Annotated in this window: 27 protein-coding genes and 1 tRNA gene; 16 read left to right on the top strand and 12 right to left on the bottom strand. The window is 62.4% G+C overall.

The genetic code is table 11. The features are described from left to right. The first annotated feature begins 106 nt into the window (after positions 1-106). Complete coding sequence (locus VFO25_05870) at positions 107-1,546, top strand: amino acid permease (protein HET9342419.1); 1,440 nt, start codon at positions 107-109, stop codon at positions 1,544-1,546. 304 nt (positions 1,547-1,850) lie between these two features. Here VFO25_05870 and VFO25_05865 read toward each other — a convergent pair whose 3' ends face one another. Both VFO25_05865 and VFO25_05860 read right to left on the bottom strand, forming a co-directional pair. Beyond that, positions 1,851-3,632: a DUF885 domain-containing protein gene (locus VFO25_05865; protein ID HET9342418.1), complete on the bottom strand. Its 1,782-nt coding sequence runs from the start codon at positions 3,630-3,632 to the stop codon at positions 1,851-1,853. A gap of 209 nt (positions 3,633-3,841) precedes the next feature. After that, a complete protein-coding gene (locus VFO25_05860) occupies positions 3,842-4,297 on the bottom strand; it encodes a hypothetical protein (GenBank protein ID HET9342417.1) in 456 nt (151 codons plus the stop codon). Between the two features lie 152 nt (positions 4,298-4,449). On the opposite strand from VFO25_05860, the gene VFO25_05855 reads away from it, so the two are divergent. From VFO25_05855 to VFO25_05815, 9 genes are all read left to right on the top strand, one after another. After that, positions 4,450-6,015, top strand: a complete 1,566-nt coding sequence (locus VFO25_05855) for a hypothetical protein (GenBank protein HET9342416.1) — start codon at positions 4,450-4,452, stop codon at positions 6,013-6,015. Positions 6,016-6,085: 70 nt separating this feature from the next. Continuing rightward, a complete protein-coding gene (locus VFO25_05850) occupies positions 6,086-6,244 on the top strand; it encodes a hypothetical protein (GenBank protein HET9342415.1) in 159 nt (52 codons plus the stop codon). A 113-nt stretch (positions 6,245-6,357) separates the two neighbouring features. Continuing rightward, positions 6,358-6,795 (top strand): hypothetical protein, encoded by a 438-nt coding sequence (locus VFO25_05845; protein HET9342414.1) that lies wholly within the window; start codon positions 6,358-6,360, stop codon positions 6,793-6,795. A gap of 61 nt (positions 6,796-6,856) precedes the next feature. Continuing rightward, a complete protein-coding gene (locus VFO25_05840) occupies positions 6,857-7,597 on the top strand; it encodes a response regulator transcription factor (protein ID HET9342413.1) in 741 nt (246 codons plus the stop codon). Continuing rightward, positions 7,594-8,325: a HAMP domain-containing sensor histidine kinase gene (locus tag VFO25_05835; protein HET9342412.1), complete on the top strand. Its 732-nt coding sequence runs from the start codon at positions 7,594-7,596 to the stop codon at positions 8,323-8,325. Before VFO25_05840 ends, VFO25_05835 begins: the two co-directional genes overlap by 4 nt. After that, the gene (locus VFO25_05830) at positions 8,322-8,486 is read left to right on the top strand and encodes a hypothetical protein (protein HET9342411.1); all 165 of its coding nucleotides are present in this window, start codon (positions 8,322-8,324) and stop codon (positions 8,484-8,486) included. Before VFO25_05835 ends, VFO25_05830 begins: the two co-directional genes overlap by 4 nt. Then, positions 8,474-8,887, top strand: coding sequence for a hypothetical protein (locus VFO25_05825; GenBank protein ID HET9342410.1), 414 nt, complete (start codon positions 8,474-8,476; stop codon positions 8,885-8,887). Before VFO25_05830 ends, VFO25_05825 begins: the two co-directional genes overlap by 13 nt. A 109-nt stretch (positions 8,888-8,996) precedes the next feature. Next, entirely contained in the window at positions 8,997-9,230 is a 234-nt protein-coding gene (locus tag VFO25_05820) for a hypothetical protein (protein HET9342409.1), read from the top strand. 53 nt (positions 9,231-9,283) lie between these two features. Further along, the gene (locus VFO25_05815) at positions 9,284-9,781 is read left to right on the top strand and encodes a universal stress protein (protein ID HET9342408.1); all 498 of its coding nucleotides are present in this window, start codon (positions 9,284-9,286) and stop codon (positions 9,779-9,781) included. 135 nt (positions 9,782-9,916) lie between these two features. Here VFO25_05815 and VFO25_05810 read toward each other — a convergent pair whose 3' ends face one another. The 4 genes from VFO25_05810 to VFO25_05795 all read right to left on the bottom strand — a co-directional run bounded on the left by VFO25_05810 (position 9,917) and on the right by VFO25_05795 (position 13,652). Next, positions 9,917-11,074 (bottom strand): hypothetical protein, encoded by a 1,158-nt coding sequence (locus VFO25_05810; GenBank protein HET9342407.1) that lies wholly within the window; start codon positions 11,072-11,074, stop codon positions 9,917-9,919. Then, positions 11,071-11,442, bottom strand: a complete 372-nt coding sequence (locus VFO25_05805) for a cupredoxin domain-containing protein (protein HET9342406.1) — start codon at positions 11,440-11,442, stop codon at positions 11,071-11,073. Before VFO25_05805 ends, VFO25_05810 begins: the two co-directional genes overlap by 4 nt. Before the next feature lie 97 nt (positions 11,443-11,539). Continuing rightward, entirely contained in the window at positions 11,540-13,168 is a 1,629-nt protein-coding gene (locus tag VFO25_05800) for a cbb3-type cytochrome c oxidase subunit I (GenBank protein HET9342405.1), read from the bottom strand. Between the two features lie 16 nt (positions 13,169-13,184). Continuing rightward, on the bottom strand, positions 13,185-13,652 hold the full coding sequence (locus VFO25_05795; protein ID HET9342404.1) for a cytochrome c oxidase subunit II: 468 nt from the start codon (positions 13,650-13,652) through the stop codon (positions 13,185-13,187). Between the two features lie 695 nt (positions 13,653-14,347). Here VFO25_05795 and VFO25_05790 point away from each other — a divergent pair. Further along, positions 14,348-14,857 (top strand): DoxX family protein, encoded by a 510-nt coding sequence (locus VFO25_05790; protein ID HET9342403.1) that lies wholly within the window; start codon positions 14,348-14,350, stop codon positions 14,855-14,857. Positions 14,858-14,943: 86 nt separating this feature from the next. On the opposite strand, the gene VFO25_05785 is transcribed toward VFO25_05790, so the two are convergent. Next, on the bottom strand, positions 14,944-15,708 hold the full coding sequence (locus tag VFO25_05785; protein HET9342402.1) for a hypothetical protein: 765 nt from the start codon (positions 15,706-15,708) through the stop codon (positions 14,944-14,946). Positions 15,709-15,830: 122 nt separating this feature from the next. Between VFO25_05785 and VFO25_05780 the strand changes: the two genes are divergently transcribed. Beyond that, a complete protein-coding gene (locus tag VFO25_05780; GenBank protein HET9342401.1) occupies positions 15,831-16,292 on the top strand; it encodes a hypothetical protein in 462 nt (153 codons plus the stop codon). A 60-nt stretch (positions 16,293-16,352) separates the two neighbouring features. On the opposite strand, the gene VFO25_05775 is transcribed toward VFO25_05780, so the two are convergent. The 3 genes from VFO25_05775 to VFO25_05765 all read right to left on the bottom strand — a co-directional run bounded on the left by VFO25_05775 (position 16,353) and on the right by VFO25_05765 (position 19,680). Further along, positions 16,353-17,840 carry a sialidase family protein gene (locus VFO25_05775; protein HET9342400.1) on the bottom strand — a complete coding sequence of 496 codons (1,488 nt, stop codon included), beginning with the start codon at positions 17,838-17,840 and terminating at the stop codon, positions 16,353-16,355. 119 nt (positions 17,841-17,959) lie between these two features. Continuing rightward, on the bottom strand, positions 17,960-18,667 hold the full coding sequence (locus VFO25_05770) for a Crp/Fnr family transcriptional regulator (GenBank protein HET9342399.1): 708 nt from the start codon (positions 18,665-18,667) through the stop codon (positions 17,960-17,962). A gap of 215 nt (positions 18,668-18,882) precedes the next feature. After that, positions 18,883-19,680 carry a hypothetical protein gene (locus tag VFO25_05765; protein HET9342398.1) on the bottom strand — a complete coding sequence of 266 codons (798 nt, stop codon included), beginning with the start codon at positions 19,678-19,680 and terminating at the stop codon, positions 18,883-18,885. Between the two features lie 276 nt (positions 19,681-19,956). On the opposite strand from VFO25_05765, the gene VFO25_05760 reads away from it, so the two are divergent. The 4 genes from VFO25_05760 (at position 19,957) to VFO25_05745 (ending at position 24,569) form a co-directional block, all read left to right on the top strand. Next, a complete protein-coding gene (locus VFO25_05760) occupies positions 19,957-22,014 on the top strand; it encodes a prolyl oligopeptidase family serine peptidase (GenBank protein HET9342397.1) in 2,058 nt (685 codons plus the stop codon). Between the two features lie 57 nt (positions 22,015-22,071). After that, positions 22,072-22,413, top strand: coding sequence for a hypothetical protein (locus VFO25_05755; protein HET9342396.1), 342 nt, complete (start codon positions 22,072-22,074; stop codon positions 22,411-22,413). A gap of 200 nt (positions 22,414-22,613) precedes the next feature. Further along, entirely contained in the window at positions 22,614-23,294 is a 681-nt protein-coding gene (locus tag VFO25_05750; protein HET9342395.1) for an alpha/beta hydrolase, read from the top strand. 186 nt (positions 23,295-23,480) lie between these two features. Beyond that, the gene (locus tag VFO25_05745; GenBank protein HET9342394.1) at positions 23,481-24,569 is read left to right on the top strand and encodes a choice-of-anchor tandem repeat GloVer-containing protein; all 1,089 of its coding nucleotides are present in this window, start codon (positions 23,481-23,483) and stop codon (positions 24,567-24,569) included. A 28-nt stretch (positions 24,570-24,597) separates the two neighbouring features. On the opposite strand, the gene VFO25_05740 is transcribed toward VFO25_05745, so the two are convergent. Next, positions 24,598-24,670, bottom strand: a tRNA-Val gene (locus VFO25_05740). A gap of 113 nt (positions 24,671-24,783) precedes the next feature. Continuing rightward, the coding region (locus VFO25_05735) for an integrase core domain-containing protein (GenBank protein HET9342393.1) at positions 24,784-24,898 on the bottom strand (115 nt) is incomplete at its 5' end.

Below are 24,898 nucleotides of genomic sequence, written 5' to 3'. Positions count from 1 at the left end.
CCGCCGCGGCCTTTCAAACGGAAGGTCTATAACGCGGTCGACCTTAAAGGTCGACCGCTACAGCTTTACCGGAGGACGTTCTATTGACGCCTGATCGCACATGTCTTTGATCAGACGTCTTTTCGCGGTCCAGCCGCTCGATCGCGTCCGCCCCGAAGAAGAGGGCAAGCCTCAACTGCGCCGCGCGCTCGGCGTGTGGGGACTCATCGGGATCGGCCTCGGCACGATGCTCGGCGGCATCTTCCCGACCGCCGGCGTCGGCGCGCAAGCCGCCGGGTCGGGCGTCATCACCGGTTTCCTGCTCTCCGGCATCGCGTGCGTGTTCGTCGCGCTCTGCTACGCGGAGTTCGCATCGATGGTCCCCGTCGCAGGCAGCGCATACACGTATGCGTACGCGACGCTCGGCGAGGTCATCGCGTGGATCATCGGCTGGGACCTCATCCTCGAGTACGGCATCTCCGCCGCGCCGGTCGCGGCGTCGTTCTCCGGCTATTTCCAAGAGTTGCTCAGCTACTTCCACATCAGCCTGCCCGAATGGCTGCAGAGCGGGCAGATCGACTGGTCCCATCTCGGACAGTCGCACATCGACGTCGTCGCGGCGCTGACGGTCCTCGTCGTCAGCGGTCTGCTGGCGCTGGGCATCCGCGAGTCGGCCGGTACGAACGCCGCATTCGTCATCATCCAGATCATCACGTTCGTCTTGTTCGCGATCGCGTGCATCGGATTTTTCCACCCGTCGCATTTCACCGGCTTCGCACCGCTCGGCGTGCACTCGGTCGTGCAATCCGCCGCACTCGTCTTTTTCGCGTACATCGGATTCGACACGGTGACCGTCGCCTCGGAGGAGGCCAAGAACCCGCAACGAGACGTCCCCCGCGCCGTCGTCGGGTCGCTCGCGATCGGCGCGGTCATCTTCATCGCGCTCGAAGCGCTGACCATCGGCGTCGTACCGATCGGTAAGATCGATGCCAACGCGGCGATGAGTCAAGCGGTCCGCATGGCCGGGAACAACCCGTTCTTCTTGTACGCGGTCACGATCGGCGCGCTCGCCGGCAATATCAGCGTCATGATCACGTCTCTGCTCGGCCAGGCGCGCATCTTCTACGTCATGTCGCGCGACCGCATGCTGCCGCCCGGCGTGGCCGAGATCCATCCGCGCTTTCACACGCCGGCTCGGACGACGCTGATCACGGGCGTCGCCGTCGCGCTCTTCGCGCTGCTATTCCCGCTCGATCAGCTGCTCTTCATGGTGAACGTCGGCACGCTGTGGGCGTTCGCTATAGTGAGCATCGGCGTCGTCGTCCTGCGCTACGTCGCGCCGAACGCTAAACGGCCGTTCAAAGCCCCGGCGGGCGTGCTCGTCGGACTGCTGGGTTTCGGCCTGTGCATCTACATGATGACCGGCCTCGGAACGCCGACGTGGATCCGCTATATCGTCTGGTTCGTCATCGGCATCGCGATATATGCGTGGTACGGCTATCGCCACAGCATGCTGCGCGACAAATCGTTGACGTACGTCGACGAGATCGCCAAGGGCAAAGCGTAGCGTACGAAACGAAGTAGTAGGCCGAGCGCAGCTCGGCTATTTTCGGTATGAACTACTTGGTTTCACCGAGTTTTCTTGACGGCATAGGGGCATAGCACTTGACCGCCCGCACAAGCATACGGGGGAACGCGGTCGGTTTGGTAATTTAGGACCTCGGCCAAAATATCGCGACGAGAAGCACCAACACCGCAAGCCCGGCGACTACCGCGACGGCGATGAGCGGAAGTCGTATCCACAGCGGTGCTCGCATGGCGGCTCAGCACATAGCGCCGAGCTTCGCTCGGCCTACCACATCTGCCGCGCTCTAGTAGCGGGCGGCGGCGCGGACTTGCGAGAGCGGCTTGCTCAGGTCGGCCATGAGCTCGGGGCCGACGATCGCGAGCGGCGTCGTGCCGTAGCACAAAAGCCTGTCATGGAAGTCGAGCATCGACGCCTTTGCGCCTTCCTTCAATAGATATTGCGATTCGAGCAGCTCGAGCTGGCTGCGGCCGACCGTATAGGCGATCACATAGCCGGGGTTGAGCGCGATGCCGGCGACTTCGGCGTCGGCCGCGCCTTTCGTGAAGCCGGCTTGCTGCGCGAAGTAGTCGGATGCGCGGCGGTAGCTCCACTCGCCGGTCGCGAGTTCGGCGTCGATGACGGCACGAGCGCCGCGAACGCGCTCCCACTGAGCGGTGTACATCCGGCCGTCGAGGTCGTTGCCGTACATGCCGAGTTGGACGAACATCTCTTCGCCATAGAACGCCCAGCCTTCGGCGAAGACACCGCTTCCCTGGATCTTGCGGACGAAATCCGGATTGCGCTTCGCGATCGACAGCTGCAAGAAGTGACCGGGCATCGCTTCGTGCGCGCCCGTCGACCAGATGCGGTCACGGTCGAAATCCTCATTCGCGTCGAGGCGCTTGGCGGCGTCTGCGAGCGACGTCGGCGGGGTTATATAATAGAAGCCATCCGTCTCGCTCGAGAAGAGGCGCGGCGGATTCATCGAGGCACCGGGCGACACCGGCTGCAAGAATTTCGGCGTCTCGACGACTTGGATCTGCCCCAGCCACGAAGGCACCGTCACGACATCGTTCGCGATGACGTAGTGGCGCAGCTCGGCGATCCGATCGCGGTAGTACGAGATGAGCGCCGGGCCGCCGGGCGCGAGACCGCCGCCGGATCGCGGGCCGAACGGGACTCCCGACTGCTGCGAAAGATGGTCGAGCCACATTTGGACGCCCCAGCCGTGCGAAAGCTCGTCGTAGCCCATGCGCTCGACATCGTTCGCGTCGACCGGGAGGAGTTGTTCGTCGCGAAGCATCGCATCGTACGCGGTCCGTCCGATCGCGAAGTTTTCCGGCCACCTGCCCACGTGCATGTCGATATATTTCTTCGTCGCCGAAATCGCTACGAGCGCGCGATCGCGAGCGGCGGTGAAACGAGCGAAATCGGCGGCGGGTATCTGCGCCTTTGCCGCGTCCGTAAGCGGTCCGTCGAAGAAATCTGGAACGCCGGCGAGTTCCTGGCTACCGGTGATGCCCTGCAAATGACCCGGATGCATCACCATCGCGTTCGCCGCGACGATATACGCGGGCGCCTTCGAGAGCCGTGACGTTATATCGTCCCATGCGCGCACGACGTCCGTCGATGTCGCACCGCGTTGACCGGCGATCGGCAGATGTTGGAACTGCGTGAAGATCGCACCGACCACCGAGTTGGCAGCCGCGGCATAGTCTTTGCGGTCGGCTTCGTAGACCGTGAACTGCCGCAACTGCCCCGTCAACTGCGCCGCGAGGAGCTGCGCGTCGTCGCGCTCGACGAGCGTCATCGCTCCCTTGTTGTCGGTCTCGATCTTCGCGAGGCGGTTCTGCCATGAGACGATGAGGGCTATCTCGGCAGACCGCGACTCCTCGGACGGGACTTCGAGCTGACCATCGTAGCCGGCGATGCCGAGCGATGTCGCTTGCATCGGATGCAGGCGCGCCGTCGTGAAGGTCATGTCTTTCGCGAGGCCTTGGAGCTCATCGTACGCAGGCGATGCGCCGGCGACGATCGGTACCGCTACGAGAGCGAGCGTAAAAAGGATGGCGGCCGGTAGGCGCATGGAGATCTCCTCACGTGTCGAAACAACGCGGGATTTTGTGCGCCGAGTTCGCGCGCCTGCTGGCAGTGCAGTGGCGACGCTTAGAAAAGGGAGCGGTCGACCTTTATGGTCGACCGCCGCGGTCTCGCCTGAGTGTGATCGCAGATCACGGGAAGTAAGGTCGTCTGCGGTCGAGATGAATCTCGACCGCTCCCCGGGTTGTGCGATCGTTAGCGGTCGCCGCCGTTGTCGTCGCCTTGGTCGTCTTGATCGTTGTGATGCTTGTACCAACCGTAGTGGTGGCCTCGACCAGGTGGGCCATACGCGTATACCTGTCCGCTGCAAGGCGTGTAGTAGCCCGTATACGAGCAGCGCGTGCCGTTCTGGTTGCCCGTGTACAGCGTCGTGCCGTCCGGATAGACGACCCGACCGTCGGCGTAAACGGTCCCACCGTCGCGCGTGTAGCCGACGACCGTGTGCGCGGCCTCGTACTTGTGATGGTAGTTGTTGTACAAGATCACGGCGGCAGTCGCCGCTAGACCTGCGAGGATGAGGTTGCGGGTCGATGTCTGGCCGGCCGTCTCGGCGTTCGCCGGCAGCGCGAATGTCGACATCGCGATGAGCGCTGCTATCGCGACCGCGACGACGCGCCGCATCGAAAGCAACCCGTTGATGAAAGTGTTCACGTGGATCAAGTCCTCCTGACCGATGATGTACAGGAAACGTTCAGGTGCGGGCTCAGGTTCCCGAAAAGACGTGATATATGGAACACAACAGGAGCGACCGCGGCAGTCGACCATAAAGGTCGACCGCTCCGTTTCCTCAGAACTGTCCGGCCGTGCGGCATCATACGCGCTCGATCGCGCTTGCTTGCTGGATCGCTCTCGCATCGCTCGTCATCGCCGGTTGCGGCGGGGCCGGCGCCGTCATGCGAGCGGTCGGCCCGATATTGCACGGCCAGCCCGGACCGCCGTGGCTCGGTTTCGCCGGAAATGCGCAACATACGGCGCTGAGCGCCGAGGCGAGCCAATCGCTCGCCCGCATCCATTGGCGAACGCCCGTCGACCTTGCTCCGCCGTACAGCCAAGGCCATGAGCTGTTCATCCATTACGGATCTCCGATCGTCACGCAAGCCGACGACGTGATAGTGCCCGTGCGGACCGGATCGAACAACCATTTCCGCGTCGAGGGTCACAGCCCGATAAACGGCGCCCTCATCTGGAGCGCGCCGACGGACTACATATTGCCGCCGCACGGATGGATCCCAAGCTTCGGCCCCGCGCTCACGGCGTCGAACCTTCTTCTGTTCCCCGGAGCGGGCGGTAAGCTACTCGTCCGCGATCCTGACGCCGTGCACTCGAAGCTCCAAATGCTCGTCTTCTACGGCCTTTCGCAATATCAAAGCGACACGGCGGTTTACAATGCGAACGTCGACATCGACACGCCGATCACGACGGACTCCGCGGGGGACGCGTACTTCGGCTTCACAGTAACCGGCGCGACACCGGCCGGACTCCAAAGCGGCATCGCACGGGTCGCCCCCGACGGCACGGGCACATGGGTGAGCGCAGCGGCTGCTTCGGGCGACGCCTCGATGACGGAGGTGACGACGAACAGCGCGCCTGCGCTCTCGGCCGGGCAGCAAACCGTGTATGTCGCCGTGTCGAATCCGAGCTTGGGCCAATTCGGAAAAGGTTATCTGCTTGCGCTCAACAGCGGCACGCTCGCGACGAAGAGCAAAGTCTTCTTGCTCGACCCGCAATCCGGCGCCCCAGCGGGGATGCCAGATAGTGGCACGGCGTCGCCAGCTGTCGGGCCGGACGGTGATGTCTACTTCGGCGTGCTCGAAGATCCGTTCCCGAACCACAACGATCGAGGCTGGCTGCTCCACTTCGACTCGACGCTTGCAGTGACGAAAACTCCCGGCTCGTTCGGCTGGGATGACACACCGTCGATCGTGCCGACGACGATGGTCCCGTCGTATTCGGGCACATCGTCGTACCTCGTCATGTCGAAATATAACAACTACGCCGGCATCGGCACGGGTGATGGGCAGAACAAGATCGCGGTCCTTGACCCGAATGCGACGCAGCCCGATCTCGTCTACGGCAACCCGGTGATGAAAGAAGTCGTCACGATTCTCGGCGTGACGCCCGATCCGAACAACCCGGGCGGTGTCAAGGAGTGGTGCATCAACTCCGCGGCCGTCGATCCGGCAACCGATTCAGTTCTCGCTAACAGCGAAGACGGCTATCTGTATCGGTGGGACCTGAGCTCGAACTCGTTCACGCAACGCATCCGCCTGACGAGCGGGGTCGGCGAGGCCTACACCCCGACGATCGTCGGCGCTGACGGCCAGGCTTACGCGGTGAACAACGCCGTGCTCTTCGCGCTCGGCCAATAATTCAGCGGTTCTTCATGGGTCGTGGAAACGCTGTCGATGCAGGCTCGTGCGTGCCTGCATGGAGGACATCATGAAATACAAGAGTCTGAAGTTCGTCGCCGCGGCACTGCTCGCCGCCACGCTCGTCACAAGTGTCGGCGCATGTGGCGGCGGCTATGGGGGTGGCAGCGGGAACGGTGGCATGTACCAAACCCCGATGCCGAAGCCGAGCCCTAAGCCGACAATGTGAGAACAGGCCGATCGTCAAGTCTTACGACGATCGGCCGTTCCTTCACACCGTTTGCAAACCTCATTCACACGTGCCGGATGACCGAGCGATATGCTCGGCATGAGGTTTGCTATATGAATGAGATTACAGCATTCCGCGAGTCGATCGCGGGGCTCCCCTGGAAGGTCTGCAGCCGTGTCCTCGCGGCCGTTTTGACGTCCGATGAATGGTCGGGTGAGCGCGCCCACATCGTCGGCAGGACTGGGATGCACTTCGTCGTCGCGGTCCGCGTCGTCGAAGCGGCGACCGATGCCGCTCGATTCCGCTTCATAGCTGACTCACCCGACCTTCGTCACCCTGTGATGGGACGGATCGACCTCCACCCTGAGGCTTTGACGTCGACGGCAGTGACGGTTACGCTACGGGCGAACCTCGACGCAGAGCCGCCCCGCGAACATGCCATCGTGCGCGAAGCGGTCGCCAGCCTCGCGGAAGCCCTTTGCCGGACGATTGTCGAGGCCGCATGTGTACCGGCGGTCGACGACCGCGAGTATGCCGTCACCGCGCAGTAGGAGCCGACCGAGCGCTTACGGCCGCGGGGGACGCAGTGCGCGACGCGTAAAAGTCAGGCGCATGAGTTCCCAATCCGGCGCGGATCAACGACGGCGGAAAATCCTCGTCGTCGACGATGAGCAGCAGATCGTCGAAGTCCTCGAGAAATATCTGACGGACGAGGGTTTTGACGTTCGCACCGCTTTCGACGGCGCGCGCGCGGTCGAACTTCAGCAGCTCGAACTACCGGATCTGATCGTCCTCGATCTGAAGATGCCGGTAATGCATGGGTTCGACGTGTTTCGGGAGATCCGTTCGCGTTCCGACGTTCCGATCATCATGCTTACGTCGCGCGGCGAAGAAGTTGACCGGGTCGTAGGACTCGAACTTGGCGCCGACGACTATATCGCTAAGCCTTTCAGCCCTCGAGAAGTGGTCGCCCGAGTCAAGACGGTGCTGCGCCGGTCCGGCGATGCTGCGGCGGCTCCGCGTTCGAACGCACAGGCCGCGTCGGAATCGCCTATCCGCATCGGCGATCTTGAGATCGACTCGGCGGAACATGAGGTGCGGCTGCACGGTCAACCCGTTCACCTGACCCCGACGGAATTCCGGATCCTCGAAGTGCTCTTCACGAGCCCGGGTCGCACGTTCACGCGTACGCAGCTGCTCGATCAAGTGAAGGGCGACGACCTCGAGATATTCGACCGTACGCTCGACCGCCACATCGCGAATCTCCGGCATAAGATGGAGGAGGATCCGACGAAACCGCGCTACGTCGTCACGGTATTCGGCGTCGGCTACAAACTCTCCAAAACTCCTTGAGCGACCGCGCGCGTCCCGATGAGGTCATCCACGACATCCGCAATCGGCTCGCGGTGGCGCGTGCGAACGTCGAGGCGTTTATCGACGGCAAGCTCAAAGCGACCCCAGATCGCCTGAAAGTCGTGCTCCAGGCGCTTGACCAGCTGGGGGCACTGCTGAACGACATCAGGGCCGCCCAAGTCGCCGCACTCCAAGTCCGCCTCGTCGAGATCGACGTATGTGAGCTTCTCGACCGAGAGTATCATGCCATCGAGCCTGTCGCCGCTGATCGAGGTATCGCCGTGTCGATCTCGCGATGCCCGGTTCCGCTGACAGCGTGCAAGCGCTTCATCGCCGATCCTGTGCGCATCGCGCAAATCGTCTCGAATGTGCTCCTCAACGCGGTGCGATACACTCCTCGGGGCGGTGTGGTGGCGATCGATTGCATGCACGAAGCCGATCGATTGCAGATCACGATCTCCGACTCCGGACCGGGCGTTCGCGACGAAGAACGCGACAAGATCTTCTTGCCGGGAGTTCGCGGAAGCGCTGGAACGGAAGCGCGCGGCAGCGGTCACGGCTTGGCGATCGCGAAGGAATTCGTCGAAGCGCACGGCGGCACGATCGATGTTTCGTCAAACGACAAGAAAGGCGCTCGCTTCACGATCCGTCTTCCTGGAACGCTCGTCGCCGGCGCGGCATCCGAAAGCTGCCGCCACTGCGCGGCGGGTCCTCGATCAAGCATGTGACCGACGTCAAGCCGCTCGGCACCGACGAACTCGATCGACTGCATGCCTATTGGCGAGCGGCGAACTATCTCGCCGCCGGCCAGATCTACCTCCTGGACAACCCGCTCTTGGAACGACCACTCGACTTCGGAGCGATGACGCGCCCGGGATCGAAACGCTGACGACGCTGCTAAACGAGCGATCGGGACTGAGAGGGGTCTCCGAGTCGTCGTCGGACGTGCGCGAGTTGCTCTCACGTTATTCGACCGACGATAAGGCCAAGAGCGCGATCGACTTGTTCGTCTACATCGCGGTCAAACACGCCGGTGCGCTAGCTGCGGTATGCGGCGGACTCGACACGCTCGTCTTCACCGGGGGTATTGGAGAAGGTGCAGCGCCCATCCGCGGAGCGATCTGCGCCGGACTTGCGCATCTCGGCGTCGAGATCGACGAAACGCTCAACCTTCGATGCGCGGATCGGATATCTCCCGAGAACGCCAAAGTCGACGTGCGGGTGATCGCGACGAACGAGGCCGTCGTCATCGCACGACGCACGCACGCGCTCGTCGATTCGTCGCGTTAGACGCCCTCGACCCGACGGCGAGAAAAACGCCTACGTTCCTACGCACTTCCGACGACCTTCATACGTTCGCACCGCCCTCGGGGCGACAATTGAGCATCGAGATGGCATCGTGCTCGTGTGTGAGGAGGTCGTCGCGATGGAGAACTCGTCACAAAGCGGCAACCCGCGTAGCGGCAACACGGTGCGTGTGGATCCGAGCGGCGCCGTCTTCATCGTCGGCATATGGGCCTGGCTCTTCACCATCGGCTATCTGCATCTGACCTTCTGGCAAGGGGCTCTCGCGATCGTCCTCTGGCCCGTCGACCTAGGATGGGCTCTCAGCGCGGTGCATGGCGGCCATTGATGCGGAGCTTCGCGATCCGGCTGATCGCGGTCGCTAACGGAGGATAAGAGACCATGTCCATGTTCAAAATGATCCTCGTCCCCGTCGATGGCTCCGCTCCCTCGGATGCCGCCGTCGCGTTGGCGGTGCGCCTCGCCCGGGATCAGGACGCAAAGGTCGTCTTCACGCACGTATGCGAGGTGGCGAAGATCGCCGCGATGATGTCCGCTCCGGCGGTCAGCATCGATCCGTCGTACGCGCTCGAAGCGGAACGCGAGGCCGGAGAGGCGGCTCTGCAGGACGCGGTCGATCGGGCCAAGGGCGGCGGAATCGACGCAAATAGCTGCATCGAAGAAGGCTCGTGCGTCGATACCATCCTCACCGTCGCACGCCAACACAAAGCGGACCTCATCGTGATAGGAAGCCACGGCCGTAGTGGTCTCGCACGTGCTTTGCTCGGCAGCATCGCGGAAGGCGTGCTGCGGCACTCGAAGGTACCGGTGCTTGTGACACGAGCGAGCGAGACGGTGACGGTCGGTCAGCGCGAGATGTGGGGCTTCTCAGTCACATAGTCGACCTCGATCCGATCGGCGATCCAAGTGGGCCATGCGGATCCAATAACCCAAGCGGTTCCATGAAGCCGCGCCGCCTCATCGAGGTCGGCGCGGCTCCACGAGAGGTCTTCGCCTTACGACGAAGCGTATGGCCTAGTGCAGCGGACCGACGGTAGTTGCGTACCACAGCTGGTACTTCCAGTCCGGCCCCACGCCCGGCACGATGGCGTCTTCCGCGTTGAAGATGAGGCCGGTCGCGTTGCGATCGTCAACGTGCCGCACCGCGAGCCACTCGAGGTCGATGTTCGAGGAGTGGCTGTGGTTTCCGAATCCGTCATCGATGTAGTCGTGCCGCGCGCCCAACATCACCCGCTGGTTGAAGAACGGCTCGTACACGTCCACCGAGAACGCCTTGCTCGTCGATGCGCCGAGCCCGGCGCCCGCGTTCGCGTCATGGCCTGTCTGGTAGGCGCTGAAGATGCCTGGCATCCCGTGCGGCATCGGATCCATTTGGCCGTAGACCGCCAAGCCGCTGTAGTGGTCGAATGTACCGTCGGAGATCGGCACGATGCCGCGCTCACCGTAGACGCCGACTTCGAACGGCGCAGCCGGCGGCGCGTACGCGAGGCGCCAATCAAACGTCTTGTCCTGGGCGGCCGAGAAATCGGTCGCGCTGTTCAAGTCGCCGTTCGGACCTAGGTATGCGGCTTCCGCGACGACCCAGTCGTGCGTATACGCCAGCTTCGTACCCCAGCGGTTCGCTCCCCATTGCCAGGCATGTTCGCCCGAGACGACGCCGGTCGTGCCGAACCCATTGAGTTCAGACCACTGGCTGTACGGTGAGGGCGCTGCGTCTTCGATCTTGCCTATGAAGAGATGGCCATCGCGGTGGAAGAGGTTGTTGTACGTCACCCAAAGCGTATCGGTGCCGCCGGACGCGTTGTTCTGCACGATCCACTGATGTGCGTGGAACGTCCAATCGGTGCCGATATAGCCGGCGGCGTGGATGGCGAGATTCCCTAACTGCGTCTGGTGCGGGAGCGCCGGGTCTTGGGAATCGTAGAACGCGGTTTCGCCAATCCAGAGCGGGTTCGCGCGATGGATGGTCGCTGGGTCGAGCGACGCATAACCCGTGCGCTGTACGTAGCGGCCGTACGCGTTGAGTGCCGGCACAGCCGTATGACACACGTCGCAGTTCATCCCATACGCCTGGGCGAACGGCGGCATCGCTTGCAGCGGGCGGGCGTCGACGATGAAGAAGGTCGCCGCAAATGCGAGCGCGATCGCGGCGATCGCATTGCGCTGCTTCATGGCGTTACGACGATCGTCAGGGCCATATTGGGATGGCCGGGTCCACAGAAGATCTGGCAGTGCAGGACGTACGTGCCCGCCTTCGCCGGCGTGAACGTCACTTCGATGACTTTGCCGTTCGGAATCGTCGTCATCGGGATGCCGAGCTCGTCGGACTTGATCCCGTGGACGCCGGATGTCGTCGTCATTCGGAGCGTCGTCGGTTCGCCGACCGGAATCGTGATCTTATCCGGAGTGAACTTCCAGTTCGCGACCGCGATGTCTATGGAAGGATGGGCCGACGAGGTCGCGGGCATCAGGGACACGGCCGCAGCCAGGACAGCGGCAACTGCGAGGCCGATTCCGATACGATTGAGCGATGTGCGCATTGCGAAGTACCTCCATGTCATACTATTCCAAGTGGAGGTTCGCGTGGGCGGAAGGTCCGGTGAAGGTCCTATGCAGATGTTGCGGGAGTCGCAGCCCCTACCACGTCCGCATGCCGGGCGCGCCGTAGATGTGCTGCGCGAGCAGTTCCCTTAAAGGCCCGACGTACGCTAGAACGGCGAGGATCACAGCCAAAACAGCCCAGCGACCCATTCCGTCGAGCGCCGCCGGGGTGGGCTGCGCCGTCGGTTCCACCTCGGCGAAGACGACCTCCGGAAATTGCTCTTTTCGCGTGAAGAGCGTGCCGACGGCGACGGCGACGAACATGATGATGCTGACGAAGAGGATCGTGCCGCCGACAGCGGCGGCATTCATCTCGGGCATCCACGATTGGGCGACGGCGGACCCAAAATATGATACATCTTCGGTGCGGCGCGGCGAGCCGAGCAGCCCGGCGTAGTGCATGGCGGTCGACATGATCGCCATGCCGATGAACCACGCATACGTCTGGGCGAGAGCGAGCTTCGGCGCCCATAGCCTGCGACCGGTGAGTCGCGGCACGAGCCAGTACGCGCAACCGACGAACGTGAGCGCCACCGGCCCGCCGACGGTGATGTGGAAGTGCCCGACGATCCACATCGTATTGTGGACGAGCGCATCCATGCTGTACGACGCGTTGACGATGCCTCCGAAGCCGCCGAAGATAAACAGGATCATGCCGAGTGCCGGGCCCGAGAACGCCGGATCGCCCCACGGCAAGCCGCGGATCGTCGCGATGAACCCCTTCGTGCCCTTGCGCTGCGCCGCGAGCTCGAACGCGGCGAATATCGAGAACGCGGTGATGATCGACGGGATGACGACCCCGTACGTCGTCATCGTGTGGAGCCACTTCCAACCCGCTGAGATGCCCGGCTCCATGAACTCGTGGTGGATGCCGACGGGGGTCGACAGCAAGACGAGCATGACGAAGACGAGGCGCGTGAGCGCGTCGCTGAACACCTTACCGCCGAAGAAGAGCGGCACGACGTTGTACCAGATGAGGTACGCGCCCATGATCCAGAAATAGACGAGCGGGTGCCCGAAATACCAGAACAGCATGCGGGTGAGCATGACGTTGACGGTCGGGGTCCAGCCGAGCGACCAGGGGATGAGAAAGAATACCATCTCGATCGCGACGCCGATCGTCGCAACGACCCACATGACGAACGTGCATGCAGCCCCGTGCACGACGAGCGGGAGACGCTCGCCGGGCCGGTTCTTGCGGAACCATGCGACGTCGAGGAGTATATCAGCCGCGACCAGCCATGTTCCAACGACGAGCAGCGTCGCGCCGATGTAGAATATCGGGCTCGCCTTGAGCGGCGCGTAGAACGTGTAGAGCACGGTCGCGTTGCCGGCGAGGATCTCGTAGGCCGCTGCAAGCGTGCCTGCCAGCATGACCGCGAAGCCCGTCCAGCCGAGCACGAGCGAACGCTCGCGAGGTATGGCACGCTGCGTCATGAACGTGCAGATGCCGCAGATGAAAAAGGTCGTGAAGACGAGCGCCATCAACACGCCGTGCGCGGTGAGCATCCGGTAATAGTCGAACCAAGGGGGCGGCGTGGTCCACCTGGCACGTGACATGCCCTGAAGAAGACCGAAGATCGCGCCGACGCACAATGCGGCAGTCGCGACGTAGACGTGCGCGAGAATGAGACGGTTTTGGCTTCTGACGCGATCGGCGATCATTTACCCGTGCGGCGCCTCATTTGACGTCGATTGTCCCGTACATATATTGATGGCCCGCGCCGCAATACTCGTTGCAAAGCAGCAGATAGCTCCCGCGCTTCGTGAACGTATGCGTCGCGGAGCTCACCCAGCCCGGGATGACCATCATATTGACTGCGGTGTCCGTGATGAAAAAGCCGTGGACGACGTCGGGACTGGTGGCGTAGAACGTCACTTTCGTCCCAACCGGTATTTTCATGGCGTCCGGCGTGAACGAGAAGATGTGCGCGACGACGTACGCTTCCATCGTGTGCGGTCCGGTGCGGCGCAAGCCTGGATGGTCGAAGGGAGGCGTCTGCGCGACCTTCGTCGGATCGATCGTCTCGATGTGGCTCGGCGGAACGATACCGTCGGATATCGCCGCACCGCCGATGATCGCGAGAAAGACGACAAGCGCGACGACACCGCAGACGAGCCAGACCTTCTCGGATCGGTGGATGTGCACGTCTACCAGCGCTTCGTCAGCAGAACGAACATGAGGAGCCAGCCGGCGACGAATAGCAAACCGAGCCCGGCGACAAAACGGACGGTAAGCGGGAGCTGTTCTTCACTTTTCTTGTCGGGCACGCGATGAGCGCCTCCGACTTAACTATTCCATCTCGACGTTTCCGTCCGTAGAATGAGTTGCGAAGGTCCCGAGTAGATCCTTGCTAGTGTCGCAGCCCGTCGCGCGTTACGCGCCGCGTTTCGAATGCTCGGGCTCGGGGATTTCAACCCAGCGCTCGGCCCAAGTCGAAAGTGCGCGTATAGTCGCATCCAATTCCGTGCCGGCTTCGGTGAGCTCGTACGCTACGCGAACGGGTGAACCCGTCTCGACGACCCTGCGCAAAACTCCCTGACATTCGAGCTCTCGGAGCCGCTCGGTCAGCAGCCGGTCGGAGAGTCCGGGAACTCCAGCTGCTATCTCGTTGAACCGCCGCGGCCCGGACAAAAGGATCCGGATGATCGCTCCGGTCCATCTTCGGCCGACGAGCTCGATCGCTCGGTGAAACCGGGGGCAGAAGTTCGACAACTCCACCCCGTCCCGCATTTCGCGCTTTTTTGCGCTTGACAATTCGAACCTCGCCGTAGTATCCTTTGGTCCATAGGTTACCATAAATAAGTAACCAATGCAATATAAGCGAGGAAAGGCTCTCTCATATGACTACGGCACTACTAATCGCCCGGCTGCTCTTAGGCGGAGCATTGTTCGCGCACGGCGCGCAGAAACTCTTCGGTTGGTTCGGTGGCTACGGTATCAAAGGCACGGGCGGCTTCATGGAATCGATCGGCTTCCGGCCTGGCACGCTCTTCGCGGCGGCAGCTGGGCTCGGCGAAGTCGGCGGCGGCCTCTTGACCGCTCTCGGCCTCGGCGGCCCGATCGGTCCGGCGCTCATCATCATGGTGATGATCGTGGCGATCCTATCGGTTCACGCACCCAAGGGCTTCTGGGCTTCGAACGGCGGCTACGAGCTCAACACGATGAACATCGCGGCTGCGCTCATCTTGGCCTTCGTCGGATTCGGCGGCTTCTCGCTCGATGCGGCCTTCGGCATCAGCAACATCTGGAGCGATGACGCCCGCTGGCTCGTCGTCGGCGTAGCGATCCTGTTCGGGCTCGGCAACATGGCCGTGCGCCGGACCTCGCAGACGACGCAAACGACGGCGTAAGCGGCCGGGCCTCGAGCCTGGGCTCGACTACGCGAACGCACTCGAGATGGACGCTCCGATCAAGACGATCGGGGCGTCCGTCTTTTCTAGTGCGCCTTAGATGCGAACGTGTCCGATGTCCGTGTGAATGTGATCACGAGCGTGCGCGTCGTCTGACCGTCGGAATACATCTCGGTCGAACGCTTCCGAACGGTGCCCGAGATGGGGACGAGCAGCGAAGGCTCGTAGACGACCGAACCATCGACGGTTATCGTTTCGATCTCCTTGATCGTTTGATCTTTGTGGACGGTGACCGTGTCACCCGATACCGCGGTGATCTGATAGTCGGTCCGCGTGCTGATCTTGCCTGCAGCGCCCTCGATCGACCAGCGGGTCGTCGTGTCAAGCGTGCCGGCAGGTGCGAACTGGGTTCCGAAGTAGGGGAGCAGCTCGCCGCCGACATTGTCGAGCGACGTCGGACCGGTCAAGTCGAAGTTGAGGTTTCCCGACGGCTGGATCGTCGCTTCAAGCGGCAATTGCTTCGTCGGTTCTTTCCACGCCTCCGTGACCGTGACGATGAGACTGCCGTCTGCCGTTTGGCCGAAGACGTCGACGGTGACCGTGCCTTGACCGTTCTTGTATTCGGTCGAGCCTGGGTCGGTCGCATCCGCACCGCCCGCGTACGACTCGGTGATGTCGTCGATGCGCCAATTCGTCGTCACATCGTAGACGACTTCGCGCAACGGACGCTGCGTCGCGACCGGCGCCGGCGACGCTTGCGATGCCGTCGCAGGCAGCGGGGACGCGACCGGGTCGTTCAGGCCGAACGCAGCAAACCCAAACACGGCGGAAGCAAGTAGCGCCGAGAGCATGCCTCCTCTTTCGAGCCACGCTCGCCTCGCCCTTGCGATAGCAATGGAAGACGTGCACGCCCGCCTCGCAAACGCCCCCTAAGGATGTGTCTCACCTTCGAATCCGCCTTACGGAGGGAACCATGAACGCCTCGAACGAGCTCGCGCGTCAAAGCCGTCGCCTCCTGCAGATCGGCATCCTATTCTTCTTATTCACCTCGTTCGAAGGATTTGCGATACCTTACATGGCGTCTCCCGAGCTCGGGCTCTCGGTACACCGCCTCGGCGCTTTCTCCGGCGCGTTCTTCCTCGCGTGGGGTCTGATGTGGACGCGGCTCGATCTCGGCGTGACATCGTCGCGAGCCGCGTTCTACCTCGCGATTTATTCCGATCTCGCGACCGTTGGCGCGTACCTGCTTGCTGCGGTTTGGGGCGCCGGCGGCTCGATAATCCACTTGGCGACGAGTGCACCGCTCGGAACCTCGTTTCAAGAGATGACGATACGGACCGTCATCTACTCGGCCGGACCGACCGGCATCGCCGCATTCGCTCTGATGTTATGGGGTTTGCGCGGCGACGCTCCCTCAGCGAGAACTTCTAACTAAACCCCGGTCGATTTCGATCGACCGGGGCTTGTGGCACGGTGCTGGGAGTCGGGCTATCGACTAGATCCTGTATCCACCGATCTCGTCTTGTCCGTCGACTCCGTTTCTCGTGTCTGTATATGACGCGTAAACCGTGTTCTTGACCCATATCCCGCCGGTATAGTCGCCCATGAAGCCGCCGCCGAAGCCGTCGTTGAACGGATCCGACGAGACCGACGAAAGACGGACCCCGAGCGCGAAGCGCGCTCCGCCGTTTTTCGACACCGTGGCGAACGCGTCGTAGTTGATGTTCGAAGGGTCGAGCCGGCGATCGAGCCACGACACGCCGACGAATCCTTTGTCGTTCGTCGTCAGCCATGGGAAGAACTCGTCGTTCGCGGCGTGCGTCACGCGGACGGGCGAACTCCAGGTGGCGCCGCCATCGGCCGAGGTGACGACCTTCACCTGCATCTGAGCGCCGGTGAAGTTGTAGTACGCGACGTACAAGTGGTTGTTGAACTGGCCGCCCGACCTATCGACGTCGATCGGCGGCACGTTCGACACGCGTTCCGGCGTGTTCGGCAGGCAGCCGTAGAACGCGCCACAGTTGTCCGGCACGAGTTTCGCCGAAGCGATCATGATCGGCACGGTCCACGTGACCCCACCGTCGGTCGACTTCGAGAACATGATCGCGGAAGTCGTGCCGCCGCAATCTTGGCTCGGACCGGTCGCCGAACAGCGCATCCACGAGAGATAGACGGCGCCGTCGCTGCCGACCGCGAGATCGGTGAACTGGTCGACGAGCGGATATACGACCGCGTCGACCATGACGCTCGTCCAGGTCGCGCCGTTGTTCGTCGAGTGCGAGACGACCATCGCGCTGTTCGAGTTCGGATCGAATTCGGTCGTCGAGACGTACATCTCGTCTTTGCGCGGGCTCGTCGCACCGTCATCGATCTGAAGCCACGGCTTGTCGACGAACGTGTAGGGCGTTATGCCGACGATCCCGAGCGCCGCGCTCGACCACGTCGTGCCCCCATTCGATGAGTGCTCGAAAACGATGTTCGCGACGGTACCCGATACCTCGTCGATGCCGCCGATGAATGACATCCCGGTCGTGTTGTAGCCGACGATCGGATCGCCGACGCCGAATCCGCCCGCCACATTGCCGAGGCAGGTATGGTTCCAGGTCGAGCCGCCGTCATGCGAGGCGAAAAAGCCTTGCGTAGTCGGGCAGTTGTAGTCGTTGCCGCCGGAGAGCATCTGCCGCCGATTGACCGGGTTCGCTGCGAGAGGCGTCTCGTTGACGGGCTGTCCGCCTTCGGACGCCTGGACATTGGGCACCGTGCACGGCGTGGGCGTGCAGGTGAGCAGCTCGCCGAGCGACGGCCTATTGTTGTAGAAGGGGAGCCGGACTCTGCCCGCATGGAGCGCCTGCGCGACCAGGACGCTGCCTGAGAGAGGGCTGCGCATGTTGATCATGGATTGCGGCGCATGTCGGACGAGGCCGAACGGCGTCGCGTAAAGTTGCGCAACGCTGGCCAGCAGCGCCGCGATCATCGCATACATCTTCTTCTCGCCTCCTCAAGGACGAAGAAAGACCGGCGCATCAGCGCCCGAGCGGGCGCCACGCGTTGCGGTCACGGTTCCTTTCTGATGGACGATGCTCTGCGCCTCTCGACGAGACCTTACTTCTGGATTTTCAGCAAGGCGCCGAACTGTTCGGTCGTCACTCTATAACACTCGCAACTCGTCGCCTCCAGACCGGGGCGATCGAGAACCGCTATCGTGCCGTGCGAGTAGTGGATGAAACCCGCCTTCTGGAGAGCCGCCGCGGCGACGGTCACGCCCGATCGACGCGAGCCTAGCATGATCGCGAGGAATTCGTGGGTGAGCGGAAACGTATCGCTCCCGACGCGATCTTGGGTCATGAGCAGCCAGCGCGCGCATCGCTCGTAGACGCTGTGCAATCGGTTGCACGCGGCGAGCTGACCGAGCATGTTGACGTACGCCTGCAAGTAGCGGTTGAGAAAGTCCCGGAACGTCCGGCTGCGCGCGAGGAGACCGCGGAAGATATCGGCCGGCATCTTCCAAGCCGGTCCCGGCACTTGGCAGAAGCACTCGTTCGCGGTCGTGTCGCTCCCCATCACGAGCGGTATAGCGCTCGTCCCCTCACGGCCGATCGTGCCGACTTCTATCATCGCGCCGTCGCGCATCCGTGCGACGACCGAGAGGATGGCCCCGACGGGAAAGTACGCGTCGCTGATGCGCTCTTCGGGCCGATAGACGCTTTGGCGCACTTTGAATTCGACGATTTCGCTTCCGGCGAGCGCCTGCTCTCTGTCCTCGCCGCTCAGGCTCGCCAAGATCGCGTTTCCCTCGAACGTCGTGGTCATCGACATCTCGAGCCTCCTCAAGCCGTCACAATCACCTAATGAAGAGGGCTTGGTACGTTTCCGTACCGATTGTTGGTTTGGTTAGACCTATATTTGTTACGAGGTCAGGTGGAACGTCGTCCTTCTAAAGCGACCCGGCCTGACAAGTGGCTGTGCAGCAGACGCCGCTCCACATGGAGCGGCGTCTTTTTTCACGTCGTCAGCGTACGGTGTTTTTAGCCGGGCTGCAGACCGCCGCAGTGCATCGGCACCTCCCAGGGCGGCGATTCCCGGATGATGTTGTAGTCGAAACAATCCGAGTTTGTCGGATCTTGATACGGCGCCATCACCGGCATCACTACGCCAGACGGGGGCTGCGGTGGGGGCGCGGTGTACGGGGACAGCATCTTCTTGAACATCGTCGGCGTTACGCGGTAGCTCTGGACGATCTGCTGGACGATCGGGCGATCGGTGCTTGCAACGCTGGACGGCACTTTCGCCATGAAGACGATGTTCTTGTAGAGCCCGAGATAGTCGGGCCGCAGCGAGCATATCACCGCCTCGAACTTGCTCGACTCTTTGCTTGAGGTCAAGCCTCCGAGGAACATGGTGCACATCGGGAGCTTCGTCCCTGTCTGGCTGGCGATCGTCACTTGCGGCGCAGGAAATCCCGCTTTGGCGGCGCCCTTATCGATCGCCATCGTGAGCTTGTCTTTCAAGCTCGCTGAAAATGGCAAAGCGAAAGCTATATCCGAACTGAGACCGCTCGTTCCGACCGGCGCGTTCTTCGCGATGATAACAGCGCCAAGGCTGATCGCCTCGCTGTGTGGGCCCTTCACGTAGACGTATCCGTTGGCGCCTTTTGCGAGCTTCCAGCCGTCGGGGACGCCGACCGTAGCCGTCTTGTCGTCCGTCGTTACGGTCTTGAGAGTGGCCGTCGAGGCGGCATTTATGCGTGCGGCTGAGACGAGCGTGCCGGTGATCGCCAACGTCGAGGCGATGAGAAGTCGTGCGAGTTTCTGCCGGAAATGCACTTCTAGCGTTCCCTTCCGATGCTCGAGCGACAGACGTCGCCCGTTTGTCTCGCGGTTCGTCGGTCACATCCGCCTTTCCGCCGGAGCCGTCAAAGGTGTACTGCGCTCGCTTCAAAGAACGCGCTCCTTCTCCCAGACTGAGGACGTCCGGAGGAGACCGGCATGCATCGCTTAATCCGAATCCCCCTGATCGCGGCAATTCTCGCTGCGATCGTTTTTTGCAGTGGCGCTGTGCTGCCTGCGGGCGCGCAACCGAACGATGGAGCGCAGACGACGGTGGCAAAGGCGCCCCCCGTCACGAGCGACGGATCTGATCCGTTTCTCTGGCTGGAAGACAAAGATGGGCCGCGCGCTCTTGAGTGGGTGCGCGAGCAAAATGCGAAGACATTGCCCGTCCTCGAGAGCGACCCGCACTACGCGAATCTGTACGCGGCGGCGCTGAAGGTCGCAAAGTCGAAGGGGCGGATTCCGCAGCCGGCTTTTCTCCACGGCGAAATCTTCAATTTCTGGCAAGACGACGACCACGTGCGAGGCATTTGGCGACGGACGAGCGCCGAGAGCTACGCATCCGCTACTCCGCAGTGGACGACGGTCCTCGATCTCGATGCGGTTGCGAAATCCGAGAATGCGAATTGGGTCTGGGGAGGCGCGAACTGCTACTGGCCTACCGAAACCGATTGTCTCGTCTCTTTGTCCGATGGTGGAGAAGACGCGCAGACGGTACGCGAATTCGACCTCCAGACCGGACAGTTCGTGAAGTCGGGTTTCGAGCTTCCCCGCGGCAAGCAGCAGGCAGACTGGGAAGACGCGGATACGCTCCTCATCTCTCGCGAGTGGGAACCGGGCGAGCTGACGACGTCGGGCTACGCGTACATCGTCAAGCGTCTCAGGCGTGGGCAACCGCTCTCGAGCGCGGTCGAGATCTTTCGCGGGGAACGCAGCGACGTGAGCGCGTCGGCCTTCGCGCTGCACGATGGGACCGGCGACTCCGCCACGTTCATCCAGCGGAGCCTGACGTTCTTCACGGCGCAGCTCTACATCGTCACACCTCACGGCGTCGAGCGGCTCGCTTTGCCGCTGAAGTCGAATATCTCGGCGTTGGTCGCCGGTAAGTTGATCGTCACGCTCAACGAGGATTGGAGCGTGAACGGGAGGAGCTTCCCACAAGGCGCGCTGGTCGCGATGGATCTGGCGGCGGTTCGAGCTGACCCTGCCCACCTCAAGCCGGTCCTCATCTATGCTCCCGGCCCCCGCGAGTCGATCGACGGCGTCGCGGCGACGCGCTCGCAGTTGTTGGTAGCGCTTTATCAGAACGTGCGCGGTCGCGCGTTCGTCTTCACGCTGCATCCCGACGGAACGTGGAGCTCGCAGCGTCTCGATCTGCCCGACAACTCGTCGATCAATATCGGAGATGCCGATCTGCGCAGCGGCAAGGCCTTTGTCAACGTCACGAGCTTTCTGACTCCGACGACGTTGTGGGCGGTCGACACCGAGTCGGGTGCCGTATCGCAAGAGAAATCGCTGCCCGCGGAATTCGACGCGTCGAGCGACGTCGTCGAGCAGCACGAAGCGACGTCGAAAGATGGCACGAAGATCCCGTACTTCATCGTTCATCCGAAGAACATGAAGCTCGATGGGACCAATCCCACGGTGCTCTACGCGTATGGTGGATTCCAGATATCGGAGACCCCCGGATATTCAGGGATCCTCGGCAAGCTCTGGCTCGAACGCGGCGGTGTGTACGTGCTTGCGAACATCCGAGGCGGCGGCGAGTTCGGGCCGGCATGGCACGACGCCGGTCTCAAGACGCATCGGCAGCGGATCTACGACGACTTCTACGCCGTCGCGCAAGACCTGGTCGCACGCAAGATCACGTCGCCCCGCCACCTTGGCATCCAGGGTGGTTCGAACGGCGGGCTCTTGATGGGCGTCGAGTTCACGCAGCATCCGGAGATGTGGAATGCGGTCGACATACAGGTGCCGCTGCTCGACATGCTGCGTTACGAGCAGGTCCAAGCGGGCGCGTCGTGGGTGGGCGAGTACGGCAGTGTTTCGGTCCCCGAGGAACGTGCGTTCCTCGCGAAGATATCGCCCTACAACAATTTGCGCGGGGGCGTCGCGTATCCTGAGCCGTTCATCTGGACGACGACCAAGGACGATCGTGTCGGCCCGCAACACGCGCGCAAGTTCGCGGCGAAGCTCGCAGCGATGGACGTGCCGTACTTGTTCTACGAGGTGACCGAAGGCGGCCACGGCGCGGGTGCGAACCTCGACGAGCGCGCACACACGTCCGCGCTCGAGTGGACGTATTTCACGATGAAGCTCATGGAATAGAGGCGCCTAAATCAAGGAAAACGGGGTAAAATCGCCTAGCAGAAGGGAGTGGTCTTAGTGAAATTCATCTCTGCTCTGGCGATAGCCGCCGCGATCGGAATGGCTCCGGCGCTCGCCGATCCTCCTCCGTATGTCGACACCTCTTGCGGAAGCTGGGTCAACGACCAGTGGGTTCCGAGCGGCAATTGTACCGAAGTTCTTCAGCACGGTACGGTAACAGGAACCATCACTGTAGTGAAAGGGCACCTGGTGACCGTCCAACAGGCCACCGGCAACGTCACGATCGATGACCAGCCGGCGCTGGACGCGAAACAGACCGGCAAGGTGGCCGTCGGCCGGGCGATCGTCGCGTACGGATACTGGAAAGACAACAACTTCTTCGCGACGGCCATCTACTAGCACGAAGCCTCGTTCGGACGAAGCGGCAGGTCTACGACCGGCCGCTTCTTCTCTTTATGCGTGGCACCCTAAGGGTCGCCGCTCGACGAACGGCGGTTGTAACAAGGGCTTTAGCTGTGAGCTGCTAGTAACCACATTTTCCGAGGCGCCGCGATTTGCCGACGCATCGTTCCTCGCTGGCGGCAAAGGAGTACTTGCGAATGTCTTCTGATGGCGGCATCAACATCGTCTTAGTCCACGGGGCATGGTCGGACGGTTCGGGTTGGTCGAAGGTCGTGCCGATTCTTCAGGCAGCTGGCCACAACGTCGTTGCGGTTCAGAACCAGATGGCTAGCCTCGCTGCCGACGCCGCGAACACGCGTGCCACGATCGATGCGATGCCGGGGCCGACCCTCGTTGCCGGTCATTCCTACGGCGGAGCCGTCGTGACGTCCGCAGCCTACGGGGCGCGCAACGTGAAGGGGCTCGTCTTCATCGCCGCGTTTGCCCCCGACGAGGGTGAGGCGCTCGGCGGGTTTCCGCCCGGTGCCGGGGCAAAATTCATTGGTCCGGGGCCGGGCGGCTTGCTATACGTCGACCGTAAAGAGTTTCCGGCGTGCTTCGCGGGCGACTTGCCAGCAGCGGAAGCTGCTGTCCTCGCGTCCGTGCAACGACCGGTCAGCGGCGCGATCTTCGGCGACAAGATGGGAGCGCCCGCGTGGAAGTCGATCAAGTCTTGGTATCAGGTCTCCGAGAACGACCTGATGATTCCGCCCGATACCGAGCGCATGATGGCGTCGCGCGCAAAGGCGACTACCGTTTCGCTTGCCTCTAGCCACGCCTCGCTGGTGTCGCATCCGAAGGAAGTCGCTGAGTTGATCCTCGTAGCGGCGCGCACCTGAGGAGATACGATTTCGGCTCGCGAACGCACGCCTCGAGTGACGTGCAGTCACGTCCTTGGGAGGTTTCATATGCGATCGCGACTTCGCCACTTCGCCGTTTTGTGTTGCTTGGCGCTACCGGCGTGTTCGCAACATTCAGGCTCAACGGCGTTGCCGCCGATCTCCACGGCTTTCTCGCGTGAGACAGTGGCGGCGCCGGACGCCGGCGTTTTCAGTACGCTTTACCCGTTCGGGAAGAACGCCGGCGATGGCAGCCAGCCGACGTTCCTCGTATCGTTCAACGGGGTGTTGTATGGAACGACGACAAACGGCGGCGCGAATAACGAGGGCATCGTTTTCAGCGTCACGCCGGCGGGCAAAGAGAAGATCCTCCACACATTTGCGGTGACCGATGGGGCTGAGCCGGTCGGACCGCTGTATAACGTCGGGGGCCTGTTCTTCGGCACGACCATCTCCGGTGGTGGTCCAAGCAGCCTCGGGGAAGTGTTCACCATCGATCCCGGCAACGGGAACTTCAATGTTCTCTACCGCTTTCAAGGCGGGCCGAACGACGGCAGCCAGCCGTACGGTGGTCTGGTCGGGCTCAACGGAAAGCTCTACGGCACGACGTCAGGCGGTGGTGCCAATGACGTGGGCACGGTGTTCAGCATAACGACGGGCGGAGTTGAAAACGTGATCCACTCGTTTAGCCTCACCGCGACCGATGGCGAGCAGCCGATGTCGACGCTGATCGTCGTCAACGGGGCGCTCTACGGCACGACGCTTGGCGGCGGCAAGTTCGGCGGGGGAACGATCTTCCGGGTCAGCACTGCCGGAAACGTGAGAATCGTACATAGTTTTGGAAAAGGCACGGACGGCAGAATACCATATTTCGGCGCGCTCATCGCCCTCAACGACACGTTGTATGGAACGACGCTTCAGGGCGGCGCAAAAGGCGTCGGTACAATCTTTTCGAGCGGCCTGACCGGCCCGGAGACAGTGCTCTACAGCTTCGGCGGCACGGCGGCGAAAGGCTGTGAACCGTGGGCGGGCCTCGTCAACCTCAACGGTACGCTTTACGGTACGAGCGTCGGCGGATCGACGCCCCCCTGCCTCGGCGAGGGTACGCTGTTCAGTGTCAACCCGGGCGGTGGAGCGACCACGCTTCACAAGTTCGCTGGCGGGAGGGGCGGCAACGCGCCCGTCGGCTTGTTACCCATGGGCACGAATCTCTATGGTGTGACGGCTGGAGGCGGCCTGTACAATCAGGGACTGTTCTATTCGTTCACGCCGTAACTAAGCGGTCAAACCAAAGACTGAAATTTGGGCGAAACAGGGCTCGAACCTGTGACCCCCTCCTTGTAAGGGAGGTGCTCTACCAACTGAGCTATTCGCCCGCATATCTGCAACGCCTTACGCGACAAGGCAATGCTGAGTTTTTTCTCCAGCTTATGTTCGACACCTTGGACGTTTGCTAACGGATTTGACCTGGCCCCCGCGCGTATCCCAATCATGATGGGCAAACTGGACGCTTTGAGGTGATCGCCGCGAGGGCGAATTCGTCGGGGGTCCGGTCCCCGAGCGACGCGTGCGGCCGGGTCTCGTTGTAGTCGCGGCGCCACGCC

The sequence above is a fragment of the Candidatus Eremiobacteraceae bacterium genome (genome assembly GCA_035710745.1).
GTDB lineage: Bacteria > Vulcanimicrobiota > Vulcanimicrobiia > Eremiobacterales > Eremiobacteraceae > JANWLL01.
This window is presented reverse-complemented; position numbering and strand designations above follow the sequence as displayed.